Source organism: Desulforamulus putei DSM 12395 (assembly GCF_900129195.1).
Lineage (GTDB): Bacteria > Bacillota > Desulfotomaculia > Desulfotomaculales > Desulfotomaculaceae > Desulfotomaculum > Desulfotomaculum putei.
Genome location: NZ_FQUY01000001.1, coordinates 192,188 through 212,104, shown reverse-complemented (window position 1 = coordinate 212,104; position 19,917 = coordinate 192,188). Strand labels below are relative to the sequence as shown.

General features: G+C 51.9%; 11 protein-coding genes, 1 pseudogene and 1 riboswitch. Of the genes and pseudogenes, 2 read left to right on the top strand and 10 right to left on the bottom strand.

Annotated elements, in window-relative coordinates; translation table 11 throughout:
* Nucleotides 1–71: 71 nt before the first annotated feature.
* Nucleotides 72–2,576: a transglycosylase domain-containing protein gene (locus BUB67_RS00880; protein WP_073234219.1), complete on the top strand. Its 2,505-nt coding sequence runs from the start codon at nucleotides 72–74 to the stop codon at nucleotides 2,574–2,576.
* A 58-nt stretch (nucleotides 2,577–2,634) separates the two neighbouring features.
* Here BUB67_RS00880 and BUB67_RS00875 read toward each other — a convergent pair whose 3' ends face one another.
* Together BUB67_RS00875 and BUB67_RS00870 are read right to left on the bottom strand one after the other, a co-directional pair.
* Nucleotides 2,635–3,591, bottom strand: coding sequence for an EamA family transporter (locus BUB67_RS00875; protein WP_084127606.1), 957 nt, complete (start codon nucleotides 3,589–3,591; stop codon nucleotides 2,635–2,637).
* A 143-nt stretch (nucleotides 3,592–3,734) separates the two neighbouring features.
* Nucleotides 3,735–5,297: a Na+/H+ antiporter NhaC family protein gene (locus tag BUB67_RS00870; protein WP_073234217.1), complete on the bottom strand. Its 1,563-nt coding sequence runs from the start codon at nucleotides 5,295–5,297 to the stop codon at nucleotides 3,735–3,737.
* Nucleotides 5,298–5,397: 100 nt separating this feature from the next.
* Nucleotides 5,398–5,589, bottom strand: a riboswitch (Lysine riboswitch).
* A 252-nt stretch (nucleotides 5,590–5,841) separates the two neighbouring features.
* On the opposite strand from BUB67_RS00870, the pseudogene BUB67_RS00865 reads away from it, so the two are divergent.
* Nucleotides 5,842–5,979: pseudogene (locus BUB67_RS00865) on the top strand (superoxide dismutase family protein); the annotation flags it as partial.
* 40 nt (nucleotides 5,980–6,019) lie between these two features.
* On the opposite strand, the gene BUB67_RS00860 reads toward BUB67_RS00865, so the two are convergent.
* The 8 genes from BUB67_RS00860 to BUB67_RS00825 all read right to left on the bottom strand — a co-directional run bounded on the left by BUB67_RS00860 (nucleotide 6,020) and on the right by BUB67_RS00825 (nucleotide 19,914).
* Nucleotides 6,020–7,351 carry a stalk domain-containing protein gene (locus BUB67_RS00860; RefSeq protein WP_238456900.1) on the bottom strand — a complete coding sequence of 444 codons (1,332 nt, stop codon included), beginning with the start codon at nucleotides 7,349–7,351 and terminating at the stop codon, nucleotides 6,020–6,022.
* Between the two features lie 233 nt (nucleotides 7,352–7,584).
* On the bottom strand, nucleotides 7,585–9,315 hold the full coding sequence (gene cydC, locus BUB67_RS00855; protein WP_073234213.1) for a thiol reductant ABC exporter subunit CydC: 1,731 nt from the start codon (nucleotides 9,313–9,315) through the stop codon (nucleotides 7,585–7,587).
* Entirely contained in the window at nucleotides 9,312–11,045 is a 1,734-nt protein-coding gene (cydD, locus tag BUB67_RS00850) for a thiol reductant ABC exporter subunit CydD (RefSeq protein WP_073234211.1), read from the bottom strand. The genes cydC and cydD overlap by 4 nt, the downstream gene beginning before the upstream one ends.
* 134 nt (nucleotides 11,046–11,179) lie before the next feature.
* Entirely contained in the window at nucleotides 11,180–12,184 is a 1,005-nt protein-coding gene (gene cydB / locus BUB67_RS00845) for a cytochrome d ubiquinol oxidase subunit II (RefSeq protein WP_073234207.1), read from the bottom strand.
* Nucleotides 12,175–13,563: a cytochrome ubiquinol oxidase subunit I gene (locus BUB67_RS00840; RefSeq protein ID WP_073234204.1), complete on the bottom strand. Its 1,389-nt coding sequence runs from the start codon at nucleotides 13,561–13,563 to the stop codon at nucleotides 12,175–12,177. The genes cydB and BUB67_RS00840 overlap by 10 nt, the downstream gene beginning before the upstream one ends.
* Nucleotides 13,564–14,034: 471 nt before the next feature.
* A complete protein-coding gene (locus tag BUB67_RS00835) occupies nucleotides 14,035–16,383 on the bottom strand; it encodes an endonuclease MutS2 (RefSeq protein WP_073234201.1) in 2,349 nt (782 codons plus the stop codon).
* Nucleotides 16,384–16,395: 12 nt separating this feature from the next.
* A complete protein-coding gene (locus tag BUB67_RS00830) occupies nucleotides 16,396–18,942 on the bottom strand; it encodes a U32 family peptidase (protein WP_073234199.1) in 2,547 nt (848 codons plus the stop codon).
* 21 nt (nucleotides 18,943–18,963) lie between these two features.
* Complete coding sequence (locus tag BUB67_RS00825; protein WP_073234196.1) at nucleotides 18,964–19,914, bottom strand: Nif3-like dinuclear metal center hexameric protein; 951 nt, start codon at nucleotides 19,912–19,914, stop codon at nucleotides 18,964–18,966.
* Nucleotides 19,915–19,917: the final 3 nt, after the last annotated feature.

Here is a 19,917-nt window from a genome sequence, read left to right as displayed (position 1 = left end):
ATGAGTTCCTGCAATTATGATATAATTCTGTTATCGTTGACCTTTACTTTTCATAAAGGAGGATTATACTTTTGGCCACACGTAAAAGCCGAAGGCTTAGACCCGGACGCTTACTTTTTCTGATAGCAGTCTTTTTTATTTTGATTGGTGGTTTTGCTTCACTGGGGTATGTCGCCTATGCATTGTCGGACATGCCTGCCTTTGATCCTGTGTCTTTGGAAAATATGGTACCGACCTCCATTTATGATAAGGACGGAAATCTGGTAACCAGAATCGGCACAGAAAACAGAGAGCCCATTAAACTGGACGAAGTACCGCAGGTGGTGAAAGATGCCTTCCTGGCCACCGAAGACGAGCGTTTCTATGACCACCATGGCATCAACTTTCGCAGCTTAGGTCGGGCTCTATTTAAAAACCTTGCGTCCGGTGAAATTCGTGAAGGTTTTAGTACCATTACGATGCAATTAGTTAAATTGTCCTATTTATCCCCTGAACGCAGTATAAAAAGAAAACTGCAGGAAATCGTACTGACTCTGCAGATGGAAAGGCACTTTACCAAAGATGAAATCTTTGAAATGTACCTGAACAAGATTTACTTTGGGCAAGGCGCCTATGGCATTCAATCAGCAGCCCAAACTTATTTTGGCAAAGATTTAAAGAAAGATCAACTGACATTGGAGGAAGCTGCCTTTTTGGCCGGTCTGCCCCAGGCTCCGTCTACTTATTCCCGTTACCTGGATGGTGCGGCATCCATAGACGGTGAATTAAACAAGCAAAAATCTGACAAGAACAAACAAAAAGACCTTGAAAAACAGCAAAGGGATTATGAGTTGGCCTTAAACCGACGCAATACGGTATTACTTAGAATGAAAGAAGCGGGCAAAATTACTGAACAGCAGCGTCAGGAGGCGGCCGCCAAGCCCCTGCCGGACGGCAGTAAGATGCAGGCCACCAGGTATCCCTACCCCTATTTTATTGATTATGTTACGGAAAAGTTAGTTCAAAAATACGGTCCGGACATGGTTTACAAGGGTGGTCTTAAGGTCTATACCACCCTGGACCCCAAAATTCAAAGAATTGCCGAAATGGCACTGGCCAACCCGAAAAACTTTCCCAATTACCCGCCTGATAAAAATGGCTTGCCCCAACCCCAGGGAGCTGCCGTCTTTATGGAACCCGGGACGGGTTATCTAAGGGCCATTGTGGGGGGGCGCGAACATAAACAACAGCGACAACTTAACCGGGCGACCCAATACCAGGTACTGGCAGACGGTCGCAAAATCGGACGCCAGCCGGGTTCCGCCATTAAACCTATCGTGGCTTACGGTCCGGCCATAGAATTTAATGGCATGGGTCCTGCTTCGGTCATTGATGATATACCCACCAGCTTTGGCAGTTACAGCCCCAAAAACTCCGATGGTACTTTCAGGGGATTAATTACCATGCGGACTGCCTTAACACATTCCGTTAATATCGTGGCCATTAAGCTTCTGCAGCAAACCGGGCTGGAAAAGGCGGTAAAATTTGCTCAAGGACTGGGCATTACCACCCTGGATGCCAACCGGGACGGTCTGGCCATGGCCCTGGGCGGTGTCAGTTCCGGTGTGGTACCGCTGGATATGGTGGGGGCCTACGGCGCCTTTGCCAACCAGGGTATCTATGTGAAACCCCATGCCATCACCAGGGTGGAAAGTTTTGACGGAACCTTGATTGACGAGTTTAAACCCGAGAAAAGACGGGCCATGAAGGCCACCACTGCTTACTTAATTACCGATATGCTGCGTTCCGTTGTGCAATCCGGTACCGGCACTAGGGCGAATTTGGGAGCAAGGCCTGTGGCCGGAAAAACCGGTACCACGGATGACGGAAAAGACATTTGGTTTATAGGTTATACCCCGGAACTGGTTGGCGCCGTCTGGATCGGTCATGATTCTCCGAAGAAAATGCCCCAGGCCTACGGTGGTATTTACCCGGCCATGATTTGGCGGGAAATAATGAGCAAGGCTTTATCCGATGTACCGATTCGCCAATTTTCCAGACCTGCAGGTATCGTAACCGCCACCGTGGACAGTAAATCCGGCCTGTTACCGGGTCCCAACACCCCTTCGGATCACATGGTGACAGACTTGTTTGCTGAAGGAACGGTCCCTAAAGAAGTGGATAACCTGCACCAGGTGATGGAGATTTGTGCCACCACCGGTGAACTGCCCAACGATTACTGCCCGGACCGTATTACCAAGGTGGTCATTAAACTGCCTTATACAGTTCCTCCCACTGTGGCAGACTATGCCCTGCGGGCACCGTTGAATACCTGCACCCTGCATACTGCAGATGGTATTGACCCCGCCGCAGCGGAAAAATATAAAATTCCTACTTTTTTACCTAATCCTAATATACCTCAGTCCAACGATGATCAAGGTGACAGAGGTGAACTACCAACTGAACCGGGGAACGGCGACAGCTGGCTCCCCGGCACCACCGGCAGCCGTCAACCGGAGGGTGAAATTGGCAATAACATCCGTAAAGCTGCTAAAATCAGAGAGGCATTAAGGGAAAAAATCAGAGAGTATAACTAGAGCAAAAATACCGGTGCCCTTAAAGGGAACCGGTATTTTGATGCTTTAACGCCTTTGATCAGGAATAATCTGCCGTCTTGTCTTGAACTCTGGGCTTTGTTTTTTGATTTCGGAAGGTACCTGCAACTCCAAGCAGCACCAGGGCTGTGCCCGCAAAGGTCCAAATATTGATGGGTTCGTGCAAAATAAGCCAGCCCAAAAACACCGCTACCACCGGATTGACATAGGCATAGGTCATAACGATGCTGGTGGGCAGCAGCCTGAGCGCCATAATGAAAGAAGTAAAGGCCAGGAATGAACCAAAGACAACCAGATAACCAAAGGCCCACCAGGCCTCAGCGGTAGGAGTGGGCGAGGGTTCGCCCAGAACAAAGGCCAGTACTGCAAACCCGATGCCGCCGAAAACCTGCTGATAACCTGAACTGACAATAGGGCTTAAGGAAACCGGTTTCCTGCGCTGCAGCAGCGATCCTAAACCCCAGCTTAAAGGCGCCGTTAATAAGGCAATGACACTTAAAACGTCCGCCCGGGAGCTCTCTTTAAGCACAGGCGTCGTAAGTAAAGCAATTCCGGCAAAACCAATTAACAGCGAGACCACAAAAAGTTTGGATGGTGATTTGCGATCCAGTACAGCTTCCGTCAATGCCACCCACATGGGGGTTGTGCCCACCAGCAGGGCTGCGTATCCGGAATCCGCAAATTGTTCAGCCCACATAACCAGGCCGTTACCGCCTATCCATAGAAAGATTCCGGATACCGCCAGAATCTTAAATTCCTGCCAGGACAGTTTGAGAGCCTGCCTGAACAAAAATGCCCCCAGTAAAAGAATGCAGCCGGCAAACAGCAGCCGCAAAGCTCCCATTGTAAAAGGGGGAAATCCAGACCCCTCGCGTACTGCAACACGGATGGCAAGATAAGTGCTGCCCCAAACAATGTAGACCACAAGCAAATGAAAAAAACCTACCCAGTTGGAGGAGGTTTGCGTTGCCAGACCGACCTGAGTAGTGTTAGACATTATTAAAAACTCCCTTTTCTTATTCCTTCATAAAGCTAATTTTAAACCTCTTTCATTAGAGTTACAATATTCAGCATTAGAAAAATTATGTATACATATAGGAAAATGCCCCTACCTTTTTGGGCAGGGGCATCTTGGTTTTGTTATACCACAGACACCTTACTTCTTGACGCTCTGGCAACGCGTAAGCGATTCAGGAAATTTAAGGAGAAAACTAAAAGACCTAAAGAAATTGTCATCGTGAAAGCAGCATTTAGCAGCAGGCTGCCGGTAACTTTGGTTAGGAATGCTGAGATAACATAACCTATAAAGCATATACCGGCCACCAGTGTGGCATAGGGCAATTGCGTGCTTACATGGTCAATGTGCTTGCAAGCAGCGCCGGTGGAAGACAAAATGGTTGTATCGGAAATGGGAGAACAGTGGTCTCCATAAACCGCCCCTGCCAGTACAGAGGCCATCAGCAGGATTAACAATTGGGGATCCACCACCAAGGCCAGATCAATGGCAATGGGAATCATAATGGCAAAGGTTCCCCAGGAGGTGCCGGTTGCAAAGGCCATAAAACCGGAAAGAATAAAGGCCAGGGCAGGGTAAGCCCAGAATGGAAGTTTATCCCCCAGCTGGTTTGCCAAAAACACACCGGTACCCAACTCACTGATGATACCGCCAATGGTCCAGGCAAAAATAAGAATCAGGTTGGCAGGCAGCATGGCCATGAAACCGCCATAGGCAGCCCTAGGTAATTGTCCCCAGGAAACAACACCCCTGGGCAGGAAGATCAGCAAACTTAGCAGTAAAGCTGCGGTACCGCCATAAAGCAACGATTTGGCAGCATCGGTATTTTTGATGGCATCTAAAACAGAGATCCCGCCATCAAAGTAACCGCCGGTATAGGTCATGGCAATTAAGACAAATACCACCAAGCCGGCAATGGGAATCACCAAATCCCAAACAGTCCCTTTGCTGCTGGCCTCCCGGTAGACGTTCTCTCCCATGCTCAAGCCACCTACATCGCCGCTTGTAAGGGCTCTTTCCTCATGGATGGCCATGGGGCCAAATTCAATTTTTGAAAAGCAGATGATAAGCATCATGGCAATGGTTAACCAGGCATAAAAATTAAAGGGTATCGTCATCATAAAGGCAGAAAAGGGCTCCATGCCAATACCTGCGGTTTTAAATTTATCGCCCATGGTTGACAAAATCGTTGCCACCCAGCTGGAAACAGGTGCAATAATACAGATAGGTGCCGCAGTGGCATCAAGAATGTATGCCAGCTTTGCCCGGGAAATGTTAAATTTGTCGGTTACCGGCCTCATTACAGTCCCTACGGTTAAACTGTTAAAATAGTCGTCGATAAAGATCATGATACCCAGAAATACGGTGGCCAACTGGGCTCCGGCCCTTGATTTTATTTTAGATGCAGCCCATTTGCCATAGGCGGCGGAACCGCCTGCAATGGTCACCAGGTGAACCAGGATGCCTAAAATCACAAGAAAAGATAAGATTGACAAATTCCAGCTGTCGGTCAATTTTTCACTCATAATACCAAAGACCTTGGTAACGGTAGCAACAGGCTGGTAACTGCTGAGAATAAAAGCGCCGGATATAATTCCTAAAGCAAGAGAAGGAAGAACTCTCTTTGTAATTAAAGCCAAACCAATGGCCAGCACAGGCGGTATGATCGATAGCCATTGATATTCCATAAAACACGACTCCTTTACAATAAAATTAAAAAACAAAAACAACCAGGGCTTACCACCAGTTGTTTTTAATAATACCCATGCCTCCTCCTTTCCTTCCAAATAGTAAGATAGTGCTCCACAGGAAATATGAAGGGAATATTTCCTGTGACAGTGTTGTACCTGTTCGGCACAACCCCAGCATTTAGAGCGGGAAACTCTAAATGCTTCGGCAGGTATTCCTTTCCTTGAAATTCATTGACTCTCCCAGTCTCATCTCAAGTACTCTTAATAACCCGCGACCTCTACCTCACCTTTGATAAAACTAAGATGAGGCATAATATTCAATTCCAATCTTAATAGTATAACAACCCTATTGATAAGTCAACTGAAAAAGTGATTTAATATTCAATCGTGTAGCGGTATATTTATACAAAAACAATATCTGTTTACACCAGGATATAACAAGACACACACTAAATGCAAATAATCATTGCATGTGATTTTGCTATTACCTACTTATCTGTTATATCTACAAAATATTGAATTAATATTGTTTAACTAACTTTTTACCAACAAATTTTATGTTGCTCAGGCCATAGGAAAGGCCGTTATTATTCACCAGAACCCGGACGATTACCGCACCCAGCCGGCGGGTGACGCGGGGAAACGTTTGACCTGCGGGGTCATCAGAAAGCTCCGGTAAAAAATCCCGAGGGACTCCCCTCGGGATTTTACTGCCGTGATTATTTTGCCAGGGCAGGCTTCCAATAATCGTGAATAATACTTTGCCCATAGGTTGTGCCGGGAACTGCCCAGCGGGCATTCAATTTTTGCCAGGTGGGAGCAATGCCGCGGTTCACCAAAGTAAATCTCGGGTCAATAAGAACCTTGCCCGGTGGCAGCGGGTCTTTGGTGGCGTAGGCGTACAGGTGCTGAATATGGGCCTCCACTCCGGCCTCGGGCGTCACAAAGATGGCCCCGTGAACACCCGGCTCAAAACGGACCTGTGTGGGGTCAGCGCCGTTTAAGGATTCCTGTCCGGTACAGGGACTTCCGGTGGCCCATAGCCCACAGAAGTTGTTCTGCCAGGGTTGTACATCCCCGGTAAACTGCCAGTAATGGGTCTCTTTGGCAGCCTGGGCAAAGGCCAAATCACCCCGGACGCCATATTCGGCGCCAATTTTTATATAGAGTTCGGCCAAATCCGGTATGGGAATAAACTTACGTTTCAACTGTTGTTCCATCTTGGCCCGAATGCGTGGCGTTTCTGCCGCAATCCAGGCCCTTAACTGGTCAGCCGTAGCCACTGACGATCCCATAATGGTCAAGTCTGCCGTATTTATCACGGTGCCGCCGGGCAGTTTAATTTTAGCATCATATTTGCTTAGTTGATCCCTGTACTGCCTAAACAACTGCATTTGTTCCGGACTGAAGCTTGCCGGGTCCATTTTAAGCAGTTCCTCGGAGTTGATGACGGTTTTATCTACCAAACGCAGGTTTGTCTTATATCCGGCCAGTTCCTGCAGCAATGACAGGTCTGCCGGAGATGACTTTGGCGTGCTGTCCGCCGGTGGCTGGCCGGGAGGTTCCGGGGTTGACGGCTTTGTTTTTATCTCCACCGTACGGCTGGACTGTTGCCAGCTCACCTCACATCCCAGTGCTTCGCCAACCACCCGCAAAGGGACCACCGTTCGGTTCATGGCAGTGATAAAGGGTTGTCCAAGCTCCGGAGACACTTGTAACACCTTACCGTCTATAACGATTTGTATATCCCTGGGCTTCTCCGATCGTTCAGGCAGACTTGAGGATAAGTTATTTGCGGTGGCGATAACCACTTGTTTGGTTGCCGGCAACCACTGCACCCTGATACCCAGATGTTCACTAATGACCCGTAAAGGTACATAGGTTCTCCCGTTCAGGATCATCGCTGGTTGATCTCCGGCGGCAATGACAACCGGGGACCCATTAATCACGATGTTAGCCTCATGGGTCATGGTGGCTCCTGCCGGTGCCGCGGCAAAAAGCAGTATTCCTCCACATAAAAGAGATACCAGTGATTTTCTAAATTTACTCAAAGGGAAAATGGTCACCATCCTTTCATTTGGACAACACTTAGACTGTTAATTAATTAGCTAAATAATACCCGTACACCTTCCTGTTTCGACAAATAATTAAATCCAATAGAATTTCCTGTCAGTGGTGCCGGTTGAGGAAGAACACCGGCACATAAAAGCAAAATAGCTGTTGGCTATTGGTTTTTGTCCAATAGCCAATAACCAATGACCAACAGCCAATGGCTACCCGGTACCTAACTTATTATTTGGTGTGCAAGATCCCACATTTTCCGGAAGAGCCCGTGCTGCCGGAGAAGTTCCTCCTGTGTCCCACGTTCCACCACCTGCCCCCTGTCCAGAACCACGATCTCATCCATAACCTCCAGCCCCGTCAACCGGTGGGTAATGACCAGGGTGGTCCGTCCCTTCATTAATTCGTAAATGTCTTCCATCACCTCTTTTTCAGTGACCGGGTCAAGTCCCGCCGTGGCCTCGTCCAGGATCAGGACGGGAGCATCCTTAAGGAGCGCTCTGGCAATGGCCAGGCGCTGCCGCTGGCCGCCGGAAAGTTTAAACCCGCCCTCCCCGATATAAGTTTCATAGCCTTGCGGCAGACTTTCAATAAAGGAATGGATCCTGGCCCGCCGGGCCGCCTGGATGACTTCCTCCTGGCCGGCGCCGGGCCTGGCCAGCAAAAGATTTTCCCGGACGGTGGCGTTAAAGAGATGGGTACGCTGTGTCACCACTCCGATCAAACTCAGGATATCCTCCTGGCTGTATTCCTTAAGGCTTCTACTTCCTAAACAAATGGAACCCCGGTCATAATCCCAGAAGCGCAGCAGCAGGTTGACCAGGGTGCTCTTGCCGGCTCCGCTGGGGCCAACCACCGCCACTCGCCCGCCCTGGGGCAAGCAGAAATCAAGATTTTTCAATGCCCAGGGACTCTCGGCATCATAACGGAAACTTACACCTGTCACCTGTAGATCATATTTTTCCGGCCTGCCGGCTGAAACCGCAGGGCTTTGGACGGCAGGTTCGGCATCGGTAATATCAAAAAGCCGTTTGGCCGCCGCCATGCTCTCCTCTAAATGGGGAAAGATTAAAGGTAAGGGCGCCACAGCCTCGAAACTGCTGAGCACAGCCAGGGCTAACATGGCTAAATAGATCCCCTTCAATTCACCGCTTTCTACCATTGGAATGGCCAGGACCAGCACTGTCCACATGGCCAAATTCATGGCGAACCCGGTTAAAGAACCCGTGAGTCCGGCAAGGGTGGACATCCTGCCCTGCAGTTGCAGCAACTCTCGGTTTAAGCTGTTCATCTTTGTCAGCCGCTGTTCCGCCTGATGAAAGGCCACAATTTCGGTCATGCCCTGAATGCTGTCCACCAGATGAGCGTGCAGCCGGGCCCTGGTCTCTACCCTTTGCCGCCCCACCCGGCGCCCCAGAAGCCTGATGCCCAGCGGAACCACCACGCCTGCCAGAAGGAAGAAAAATATCACTACATAAGCAAACTTCGTTTGAAAATGGGCCAGCAATGCAAATACCGGCCCAAGTATCATCAGGGCCACCAGCGGTGGAGAAAGCACCCGCAGGTAAAAATTCTTTAAGGTTTCCACATCCGCCACAATACGGCTCAAAAGATCCCCGCTGCGATAATCCATTAGCCGGGCCGGAGCCAGGGTCTCAAGGGCCTGATAAAACCATACCCGGAGCTGGCTGAGCAGCCGGAAGGTAACGTGATGGGAAAAATAACGTTCAAGGTAACGGAACACCGCTCTGGCAATGCCAAAGAAACGTACAGCTGCAGTGGCCCCCATCAAATTAAGTATCGGCGGGTGCAGTGCCGCCCAGGCAATCAGATAGGCCGATGTGGCCATTAATCCCACATTGCTGCCAATCGTACAGAAACCTAACAGAACTGCCCACAGCATCATTTTCCAATGGGGGGCCAACAGGCGCAGCAGACGGAGAAATGTTTTCATACAGCCTCACCCCGGTAAGCAGTCACCAAACGGTAGTACAGACCTTTCATATCCACCAGTTCCTGATGACGCCCCTGCTCCACCACCTTGCCGCCGGCCAACACCAGGATACGGTCAGCCCGGTAAACAGTGGACAACCGGTGGGCGATAACCAGAACGGTGCGCCCCTGCATCAGTCGTTCCAGCGCCTCCTGTATAACCTGCTCGCTGGCCGGGTCCAGCCCGGCCGTAGCCTCATCTAAAATCAAAAGGGGCGCGTCCTTTAAAAAGGCCCGGGCCAGGGCTAAACGCCGGGCCTGCCCCCCGCTGAGCCGCAGGCCCAATTCCCCCACCGGCGTGTCGTAACCCCGGGGCAATTTCATAATGAATTCATGGGCTCCGGCCAGCTCTGCCGCTTCCCTCACCTGGTCCATAGAGGCGCCGGGTCGACCCAGCAGTATATTATCTGCCACCGATCCATAAAAAAGATAAGGATGCTGGGGCACATAGGAAATCAACCTGCGCCACTGATCGGCAGGGATTTGCTGCAGCGGTATCCCGTTCACCTCAATGATACCTTCCCCGGGATCAGCAAATCGTAAAAGCAAGTTGGCTATGCTGGTTTTCCCGGCGCCGCTGGGCCCTACCAGAGCCACCCGTTCTCCCGCCCGCAGATCAAAGGTAACCCCTTGCAGGGCCGGGCGGTCGCCACCCGGGTAAGTGAAACCCACCTCTTTAAAGGAGATGCGTAGCAGTTGAGTTTCCGGCTGCAACCCTTCCTGCCTGTCACCGGTTTTCGGCAAAGGCGTCTGCAAAACTGCAAAGATGCGGTTGGCTGCTGTGACCCCGGCCATGCCGGCATGGAACTGGTTTCCCAGGAGCCTCAGGGGTAAATAAAATTCAGGCGCCAGTAAAAGCAGAAAAAAGGCATGTTCAAAGGAAATACGGTCATACACCAGGCGCAGCCCCAAGGCAACCGCCACCAGAGCCGTACTGATAGTGGACAGCAGTTCCAACACCAGGGCCGACAGGAAAGCCACCCGCAGCACCCCCATGGTGGTTTTCCGGAATTCGTTACTGATTCTGGCGATGACTGTAATTTGGGCTTTGCTCTTCCCGAACAGCTTTAAAGTGGTAAGTCCCTGCAGAACATCCAGGAAATGGGCGTTCATCCGGCTTAAGTGACCCCACTGCCGTTTTGTCAGGTGGTCTGCCCATTTACCGATCAAAATCATAAAGAAAGGAATCAGCGGGGCCGTCAAGAAAAGGATCAGTCCGGAGGTTAAATCGATGGGAAAAACAAAGACCAGGATGGTCAGGGGGATGATGGCAGCTAGGGCCAACTGGGGTAAATAACGGGCAAAATAATCTTCCAGCGCCTCGATGCCCTCCGTCATCAGGTTGACCAACTCTCCTGTACGCTCCCCCCGAACATGCAACGGGCCCAGCGCAAACAGGCGCTGCAACAACTGCCGGCGCAAGTCTCCCTTAATCCGGGCGGCAGCCCGGTGAGACAAGACCTCGCTTCCCCAGGCCAGAATCGCCCGCAGAAAAATCAGCCCTAAAAGCATGATTAAAAGGGGCCACACTTCCTTAAGATTGCGACCCTGGAGATAAACCTGGTTCACCACCCGGGCCAGGGAAGCCGCCTGCAGCACCACAATCAGACCGGCAGCCAGCCCCAGGCCAACGGTAAAGGCTAAAAAAAGACGGACCTTGCGGGCCTCACCCAACAACCGTTTATCAATCATCACCGTTTACCCCTCATTAATAAAAAATCGGAACGGGGCAAAGTTTACATCCTTGCCCCGCCTCCATTCGCCGTTACCTATTATAACCTATTTGGCCAGCCCTTTGTCATCATTTCTTAAACATGTTTTTTATTCTAGTAATGCAACTCTTTAGCGGTGACCCGGTGGCGGAATACCCAGTAGGTCCATGCCTGGTACAGCAAAACAATGGGCACCATGGTAAGAGCTACCACCGTCATCACTTTCAGGGTATAGGGGCTGGAAGACGCGTTATAGATCGTCAGACTCCATTCAGGACTGAGACTGGATACCATCAGCCTTGGGAAAAGGGCCCAGAACATGGACACCGTAAACAGGACGATGGTTAAACTGTTGGCAATGAAGGCCCAACCGTTTTTGCCGGCCCGCAGGAGCAGCCAGGCCAGCACCAGGAATGCAGCAGATGCCAGAAAAACCACGGCAGCGCCGGTCTTACTAAACAGGTCGGTCCGGGTGTAAGTAAGAATTGCCAGCAAAAGAACCACCGGTATGGCCAGCGCCCCTGTCTTGCCAGCGATAGCGCGGGCCCGCTCCTCCATCTCCCCCTCGGTTTTCAGGGTCAGGAAAAGGGCCCCATGCAGGGTAAATACCAGTAAGGTGGTAAGTCCCCCCGCCAGGGTATAGGGACTCAACAGGTCGAAAAAGGTCCCGACGTACTGCATGTTGGCATCGATGGGAACCCCCTGCAGGAGGTTGGTTACCGCCACACCCCACAGCAGAGCGGAGACAAAGCTTCCCCCGAAAATCATCCAGTCCCACAGGTTACGCCAAGCGGGATTTCTGTCACTGCTGCGGAACTCAAAGGCCACACCACGGACAATGAGGCCCAGCAGGATTAAGAAAAGGGCCAGGTAAAACCCGCTGAACAGGGTGGCATACCAGTTGGGGAAAGCTGCAAAGGATGCGCCCCCTGCCGTAATCAACCAAACTTCGTTACCGTCCCAAACCGGTCCGATGGTATTGATGACCACCCGGCGTTCAGTATCGTTTTTTCCCAAAAAAGGCAGCAGGATCCCCACCCCGTAGTCAAAACCTTCCAGAAAGAAAAAGCCGATGAACAGGACAGTGACCAGAATAAACCAGAGAATGTTTAAGTCCATAATGACACCTCCTTGCCGGATGTCCCCAGGTCAATGGACACGGGCGTTTCTTCAGGCCCCTGCTTAATAAATTTTACCAGCAAGTATAAATCTAGCACGGCTAAAATCCCGTAAACCAAGGTAAAGCCAATCAAGGTGGTAAGAATTTCTCCCGTGGATACCGACGGTGAAACAGCGCTTTCCACCTTCTGCAGACCGTAAACCATCCAGGGTTGGCGGCCAACCTCCGCCAGGTACCAACCGGTGGAGTTGGCAATATAGGGCACAGGAATACTCCAGAACAGGGCCTTGAGGGCCAACGGCTTTGCTTCTAACTGACCGGACTTCCACAGGTACAGGCTCACAAAGGCCATCAGTACCAACCATGCACCGGCCGCCACCATGATGCGGAAACTCCAGAAGACCGAGGTGACCGGCGGTATATAGTTCCCGGGGCCGTATTTGGCTTCCGCTTCCGCCTGTAAATCCTTGAGCCCCTTGACCTCGCCGCTGAAACTGTTATAAGACAGGAAGCTCAGCATCCTGGGAATGGCAATCTCAAAGGTGTTGGTTTGATTTTTCTCATCCACCGCCGCCACCACCGCAAAGGCCGCCGGGTCGGCGGTCTCCCAGTGGGCCTCTGCCGCAGCCATCTTCATGGGCTGGGCTTTAACCAGATACTGGGCCTGGAAGTGACCCACGGCGGTGACCAAAATGATGCTGACGAGACCGAAAACCAGACCAATTTTAAAGGAGCGGCGGAAAAAGTCCGGGTGATTTTTACGCAGCAGGTGGTAAGCGCTGATGCCTATAACAAAAAAGGCGGCGGTTACGTATCCGCCTAGGACGGTGTGCGGAAACTGGTAAAACACATGGGGATTGGTGATAAGGGCAAAGAAATCAGTCATTTCAGCCCGCCCGTTGCGGATGGCGTAACCCACCGGCTGCTGCATAAAGGAGTTGGCAATCAGAATCCAGAGGGCCGAAAGGTTGCTGCCGACGGCCACCATCCAAATACTCAGGGCATGAAGTTTCTTGGGCAATTTATCCCAGCCAAAGATCCATATGCCCAGAAAGGTGGATTCCAGGAAGAAAGCCAGCAGCGCTTCAATGGCCAGGGGCGCGCCAAAAATATCACCGACAAACCGTGAATATTCCGACCAGTTCATACCAAAGTGAAATTCCTGAACGATACCGGTGACCACACCCATGGCAAAGTTAATCAAAAACAATTTGCCCCAGAACTTGGTCATCTTTTTATAGGTTTCATTACCTGTCCGGACATAAATGGTGTGCATGATGGCAACCAGCACGGACAGCCCCAGTGTTAAAGGAACAAACAGAAAGTGATACACCGAGGTGATGCCGAACTGCCACCTGGCCAGCAAAAGTTCAGTCATGAATATCCCCCCTCATTTTTTCTATCATCCTCATAAATAAGTTCGTCATTGGCCCGGGCAAAATCTTAGTCTGAGGTATGCTGACTCCTCCCCCTTTCCAAAAGTATACAAAAAATTTGCTGCAGTGGCTGCTTTGTTTGTAAAAGTTCATGTATTTGTAATTTAAAAGAAGAAAAATGTAATAACAAAAGTATACTATTTTAGTGTACTTTTAAGGAAACTATAACGTACTTACTGGTTGATGTCAATTACAAATTTCTTGCGTTTTTATTACGTAAATTGGTTAATAACGGACCCGGGTAAAAAACGAACCTTGAAATGTGTTTTACAAATGCTTGGCAAGATCTGGCTGTCTCCTCTTATTACTTTCATATTTCTCCGCAAACTTAAAATCATCATAATGGCAACAGAATATAAAAACCCTGCAACGCTGCAGGGTTATTAGAAGATTCCATCTGCTTATTATAGAATTCACTTTAACTGAACCACCGTGGCCCCGGCGCCGCCTTCGCCTGCTTCGCCCAGGCGGAAGGATTTGACCCGGGGGTGGTTTTTTAATTCCCGGTGCACCGCGGCCCGCAGGGCGCCGGTGCCCTTGCCGTGGATTAAAATGACACTGTTGAGGCCGGCCAGGAAGGCATCGTCCAGGTATTTTTCAATTTCCAGCAGGGCTTCGTCTCCGGTCATGCCCCTGAGGTCCAGACTGGTAGCGACGGATCGGGCTTTATCCGCCAGAACTTTGCCCACCCTGGTTTCACCGGTGGTGACCCGGGGCTCTTTGACCCTGCGCAGTTCTTTGATGGGTACAAACATTTTCATAATGCCCACCTGGACTTGCACGTTGTCATCGGACACACCCAGCACATAAGCCTTCTGATTGTACCTGGGCAGAAAAACTTCCTCACCGGGCTTGACCTGGCGGGGAATTTCACCGGTGTCCGCGGGCTCCGGCGCTTTGGCCGCCACTTTGTCCGTTACCTGCTGCAGCTTGCTGCGGGCCTGTTGAATGGCCTCTTCCCGGTTCCTGGTATTTTCTTCGGCCAATTTGGCACGCAGTTCCTTGACGGCTTCCTCCGCCTCCAGGCGGGCCCGGCGGACCAGCCTGCGGGCTTCTTCGTGGGCCTTGGCTAAAATCTCTTCCTTCCTAGCCCTTAACTCCTCTGCCAGCTTGCGGTATTTTTCCTTCAGCTGTTCGCTTTCCCGCCGCAGGGCCTCCGCTTCCTCCCGATCCTTTTCCGCTGCCTGCTGGGTTTTTTCCAACTTGTTAATCAAATCAGCCACCTGAACCTGTTCCGTGGTGAGAAATTGCCGGGCCCTGCTGACAATTTCCGGCCGCAAACCCAACCTGGCGGAGATTTCAAAGGCGTTGCTGCGGCCGGGTCGGCCGATTAACAGGCGGTAGGTGGGACGCAGGGTCTCCACGTCAAATTCCACACTGGCATTTTCTACCCCGGGCGTTGTATAGGCATAGTTTTTTAATTCACTGTAGTGGGTGGTGGCGATGGTACAGGCGCCCCGGCCATGCAGTTCTTCCAGGATGGCCCGGGCCAGCGCCGCCCCCTCGGTGGGGTCGGTGCCCGCTCCCAGTTCATCCAGCAGTACCAGGGAGTCCTCGCCGGCATGCTCCAAAATATTCACGATATTGGTCATGTGGGAGGAAAAGGTACTGAGGGATTGTTCAATGCTTTGCTCATCCCCGATATCCGCAAAGACCTTTTTAAAGACTCCCATTTCGGTGCCTGATTCAGCCGGAATATGCAACCCTGACTGGGTCATGAGAGTAAATAACCCTACGGTCTTCAGGGTCACGGTTTTGCCCCCGGTGTTGGGACCGGTAATCACCAGGGTTTTAAAGTTTTTCCCCAGTGAAATGGTGGCGGGTACCGCATCCCCGGGCAACAGGGGGTGGCGTCCCTTTTTGATGTCGATCAGAGCCCCTTCGATAATTTTAGGGCTCCAGGCCTTCAGCTTGTGGCTGTAACGGGCTTTGGCCATGATAAAGTCCAGTTCACCCAAAGCCTCCAGAGCAATGGAGATCTCCTCGGCAACGGCGCTGACACCGTGCGAGAGTTCCGCCAGAATTCTTTGTATTTCTTGTTTCTCCGCCGCCACCAGCCGGCGTACCTCGTTGTTGGCCTCTACTACTGACATGGGCTCCACAAAAAGGGTGGCGCCGCTGGCGGACTGATCATGAACAATGCCGGGGATTTGACTGCGGTATTCCTGCTTAACCGGCACCACATAGCGATCATTGCGGATGGTAATGATGGGTTCCTGCAGGTATTTCTGGTTTTCAGGCGCACGAATGATGCTTTCCACTCGCTCCCGGATGCGGTTTTGGGCCCGCAGGATGCCCCGCCGGATTTGCAGCAACTGCGGTGAAGCATCATCTGCCATTTCGCCGCCCGGCAGGATGGCCTGCAGAATATTTTTTTCCAATTGGGCCTGGTTGGTCAGGGATGCCGCAATCTCCGAGAGTAGCGGGTAGCGGTCGCTCTTTTCACTGAAAAACTTTTTAATCCGGCGGGATGCTGCCAGGGTTTCTCCCACGGCAAACAATTCCTCCGCCGCAAGCACGGCAAAACGGGCCGCCCTGGTGAGGGCCTCCCGGATGTCATGCCAGCCGGACAGTTCTGCCATGGGGTCCAACCGTAATAATTCCCTGCCCTCCGTGGTTTCCGCCTGCCAGCGCTTGATGAGAACCGGGTCGGTACTGGGTACCAGCGCCTTAATTTTTTCCCGTGCTAAATCCGATTGGGCACAGGCCGCCAGTCGTTCTAAAACCTTGTCAAATTCCAAACGTCTTATGGTTCGTTCCATTCGTAAAACTCCTTAAATGACTCCCCTGAAATAATGCCCCTTGGTAATGCCGGCAGCGCTCAGTTGTTCCAAGTCCTCTTTGGCTTCCCGGTCCTTTCGTTCGTCCCGCATTCCATGTTTGTATCTTGTAATGGCTTTACGATAATGGTTTACCGTTCTCGCCACATACTCATGGTTTTCCTTTTTAGCCTCAATACGCAGCACCGTAATGCCGGAAGCCAGCAGGACAGGCACGTCTTCAATGACACACAGGTCCTTGGCGTTAAACAGGTGCATGCGGCAGTACCGGTCCACCTCAATGGGGAAGACCAGACCCATCCTGTCCTTGAGACCGCACCTTTTGCTGCTGCAGGGGCCGGTGCATTTTTTCCCGGTAGAAAAATCCCCCAGCACGCTTCCCACCGGGCAGTACTTGGAGTTCATCAGGGGAAGGGCCCCCTGCACCAGCGCCTCCAGGGGCAGCGGGGTGGTTGCGGCCATTTCTTGCATTTGTTTGATGGTTAATTCCGGAGACAGGACCGCCCTGGCAACCCCCTGTTCCTTTAAATAGTGGAGAGTGGCGGTATTAAAGACATTAAGGGTGAAATCACCAATCACCGGTTTATCGGTGTACTCTTTGATGATTTTTAATAAGCCAAGATTGCCCACCAGAATCCCGTTGAGGGGCAGATCGACAACACGTTGTAACAGGCCGGTAAAACTACTGAGCTCATTGTCGTGCAAAATCCTGGGGGAATTCAGCACCAGCGACACGCCGTTTTTCTGGCAAAACTCCAGACCGTATTGCAAGTCTTTTTCGGTGACAATCCCCTTGGAACGGTAACTTTCCCCGCCGAAATAAACAATATCGGCGCCGTAGCTGACCGCCGCCTGCAATGAAGTGATGTCGGTTACATTGACCGCCAGCAGCGGTTCCGTCGTACGGGGCGGTTCATGTTTATGAATTCTACTGAAGGCTCCCCGTAAACGCTGCTTGAAAAGGTGTTCCGCTAAGCCGGGCCGCCTGAAGGTCCCGGCCCTTTTTTGTTCCAGGTCAGCCAGTACCCGGCGCCGCAGTTCATTGATTTCCCGCACCGGTAAGATGACCCGATCCTCCAGATCAGCTTCCAGGTCAGCCAGGGCAAAGGGCGTGTTGCCCAGCCTGTCCAGCTGTTCCTTTAAGAATTCAGCGGTTAACGGGCGCTTCCGGGCTTCCTGGCATATTTCATCACTGTAGCCCTCCGCAGTAAACCCCTGGTGGTCCACCACCCGCAGGTACATAGGTTCTCCCACTCTGGCCCGGACCCAAAGCTGCAGGGGTATTTTTCTGGTTTCCCGGGGTGAGGTAAAGGTCTCCCTGGCCCTTTCCATCAATGCCGCATCATGCGTTTTGAAGACCCGGTCCCCGGGTCTGATCTTGCCGGGGATGGACAGACCCACCAAGGTTCCTGCCGGGGCAAACTCCACCGGTTTGTCGTTAACCAAGATGCTGTTGACCTCTACCCCGCTACGACCCCCTTCGCTAACCCATACCTCAATACCGTCCCCGACGCGCAGGGGTTCTTCCAACATAATTTCAATGGTTTTATTCCCGGGGTTATAGCCTTTTACTCTGCCCAGCCGCACCCCCCGGTTGTTGGGGCGCTTGAAACTCATTAAATCTCTGCCCGGGTTGCCAAACAAGTAACCGGGGCTGAAATCCCTGTTAAAAATTTGTGCCAAATCCCTAGCCTCTTTTTTCTCCACCCGGTAATGATTCTTATTTTCCAGGGCCCGGTCAATCAAATTACGATAGATGCGAACCACCGTGGCCACATACTCGGGGCGTTTCATACGTCCTTCGATCTTAAAGGAGTTGATGCCCGCGTCAATTAACTGCGGGATGTAGGCGCCGGTGTTAATATCCCTGGGACTGAGCAGGTATTCGCCCACCCGGCCGGGGTCCGCCAGGGTCCTGCCTTTTTCGTCCACCAAACGGTACTGCAGCCGGCAGGGCTGGGCACACTTGCCCCGGTTACCGCTGCGGCCGCCGATCAGGCTGGACATCAGGCACTGGCCGGAATAACACACGCACAGGGCGCCATGGACAAAGACCTCCAAATCAGCTCCTGTCTCCTGTTTAATGGCTGCGATTTCCTCCAGGCTCATTTCTCTGGCCAGGACGATGCGGTCAAACCCGGACTGCTGCATCAACCGGACACCCGGTATGTTATGCACGGTCATCTGGGTGCTGGCATGGATGGAAAGTTCCGGGATCACTTCCCTGGCCAGCCTGGCCAGCCCCAGGTCTTGTAAAATGGCCGCATCCACACCTGCATTCTGCAGGAAGTGGAGGAAGCCCAAGGCTTCCTCCAACTCGTGATCCGCCAATAAGATATTGACCGTGACGTAAATCCTAACCCCACGAATATGGGCGTATTCCACCGCCCGGGCCAGTTCATCGTGATCAAAGTTGTTGGCAGATTGCCTGGCATTAAACATCTTCCCGCCCAGGTAAACGGCATCCGCCCCGTTTTGCACGGCCGCCACCAGCGCCTCCCAGCTACCCGCCGGGGCCAGCAGCTCGGGTCCTTGAATCATGAGGGTACCTCCTATCGGGAATTATCTTTGTACCCTGATTAAGCCGGAACAAGTCAGGATCTCCACACCCTGTTTGGCGATTTCATCAAGGATCAGGTTCATGCCCAGGGAATCACTGGCCATGTGCCCGGCAATAATCACGTTGACGTGGTTTTTCTCGGCCTCCTTGCGGTGTTTCTCGCTGATGTGCATGACCACCAGGGTCCCCACGCCGGCAGTGGCCAGCCTGGCATAGGCGTCCTCGGAACCGCTGGTGCCGCCGGTCATGTCCACAAAGACCTTGCCTGCCCGGCGTTCCTTGGAACCCACCACAATGGTGGGACCGGCGCCGGTTTTAACAGCCTCTGCATACTCCGGTATTTCCTTCAGGACCTTGATAATATCCCCCAGGGTCTCACAGTTATTCTCATCAATCTTCTTTTGTACAAATTCCGTTACCATATTGTCCGCCGGTGTATGGCAGCACAGCAGCGGAATATCCAGCAGCCTGGCCGCGTCCACCGCCCTGTTGTGGTTCAGGGGCAACAATCCCCGGCGCACTTCGGCGATGCGCCCGGCCATGATTCCCTCGGCAACGTTGATGGGAACACCCAGCCGGGCCAGCAGGTCCTCCTGCAGGTGCATCACGTCATACAGGCCGGCGGTTGCCTTTCCTTCCGGGTGGTGGGCCATCATTAAATCAACAGGCCGGCCCTTTTCACCCAGCCGATCCGCCAGAAGGACCTCTCCCACTTCCATATCAATGCCTGCCAGGATTCGCTTGACCTGCCGCTCCGGATCACCGTACAGAACCCTGGTGTCGGTGTAGGGATTAAACAAGCGGTCCTGGTCCACTTCTTTCTTTTCTTCCTCTTTCATTTCTTCGATTTTCTTTTTCTCTTTTGCCAGTTGCTTTTGCACTGCTTCGGTTCCCCTGGGGTCGTGTTCAATGCCCATTTTAATAATTAAATCATAGATTTCCTTTAATTTCATCGT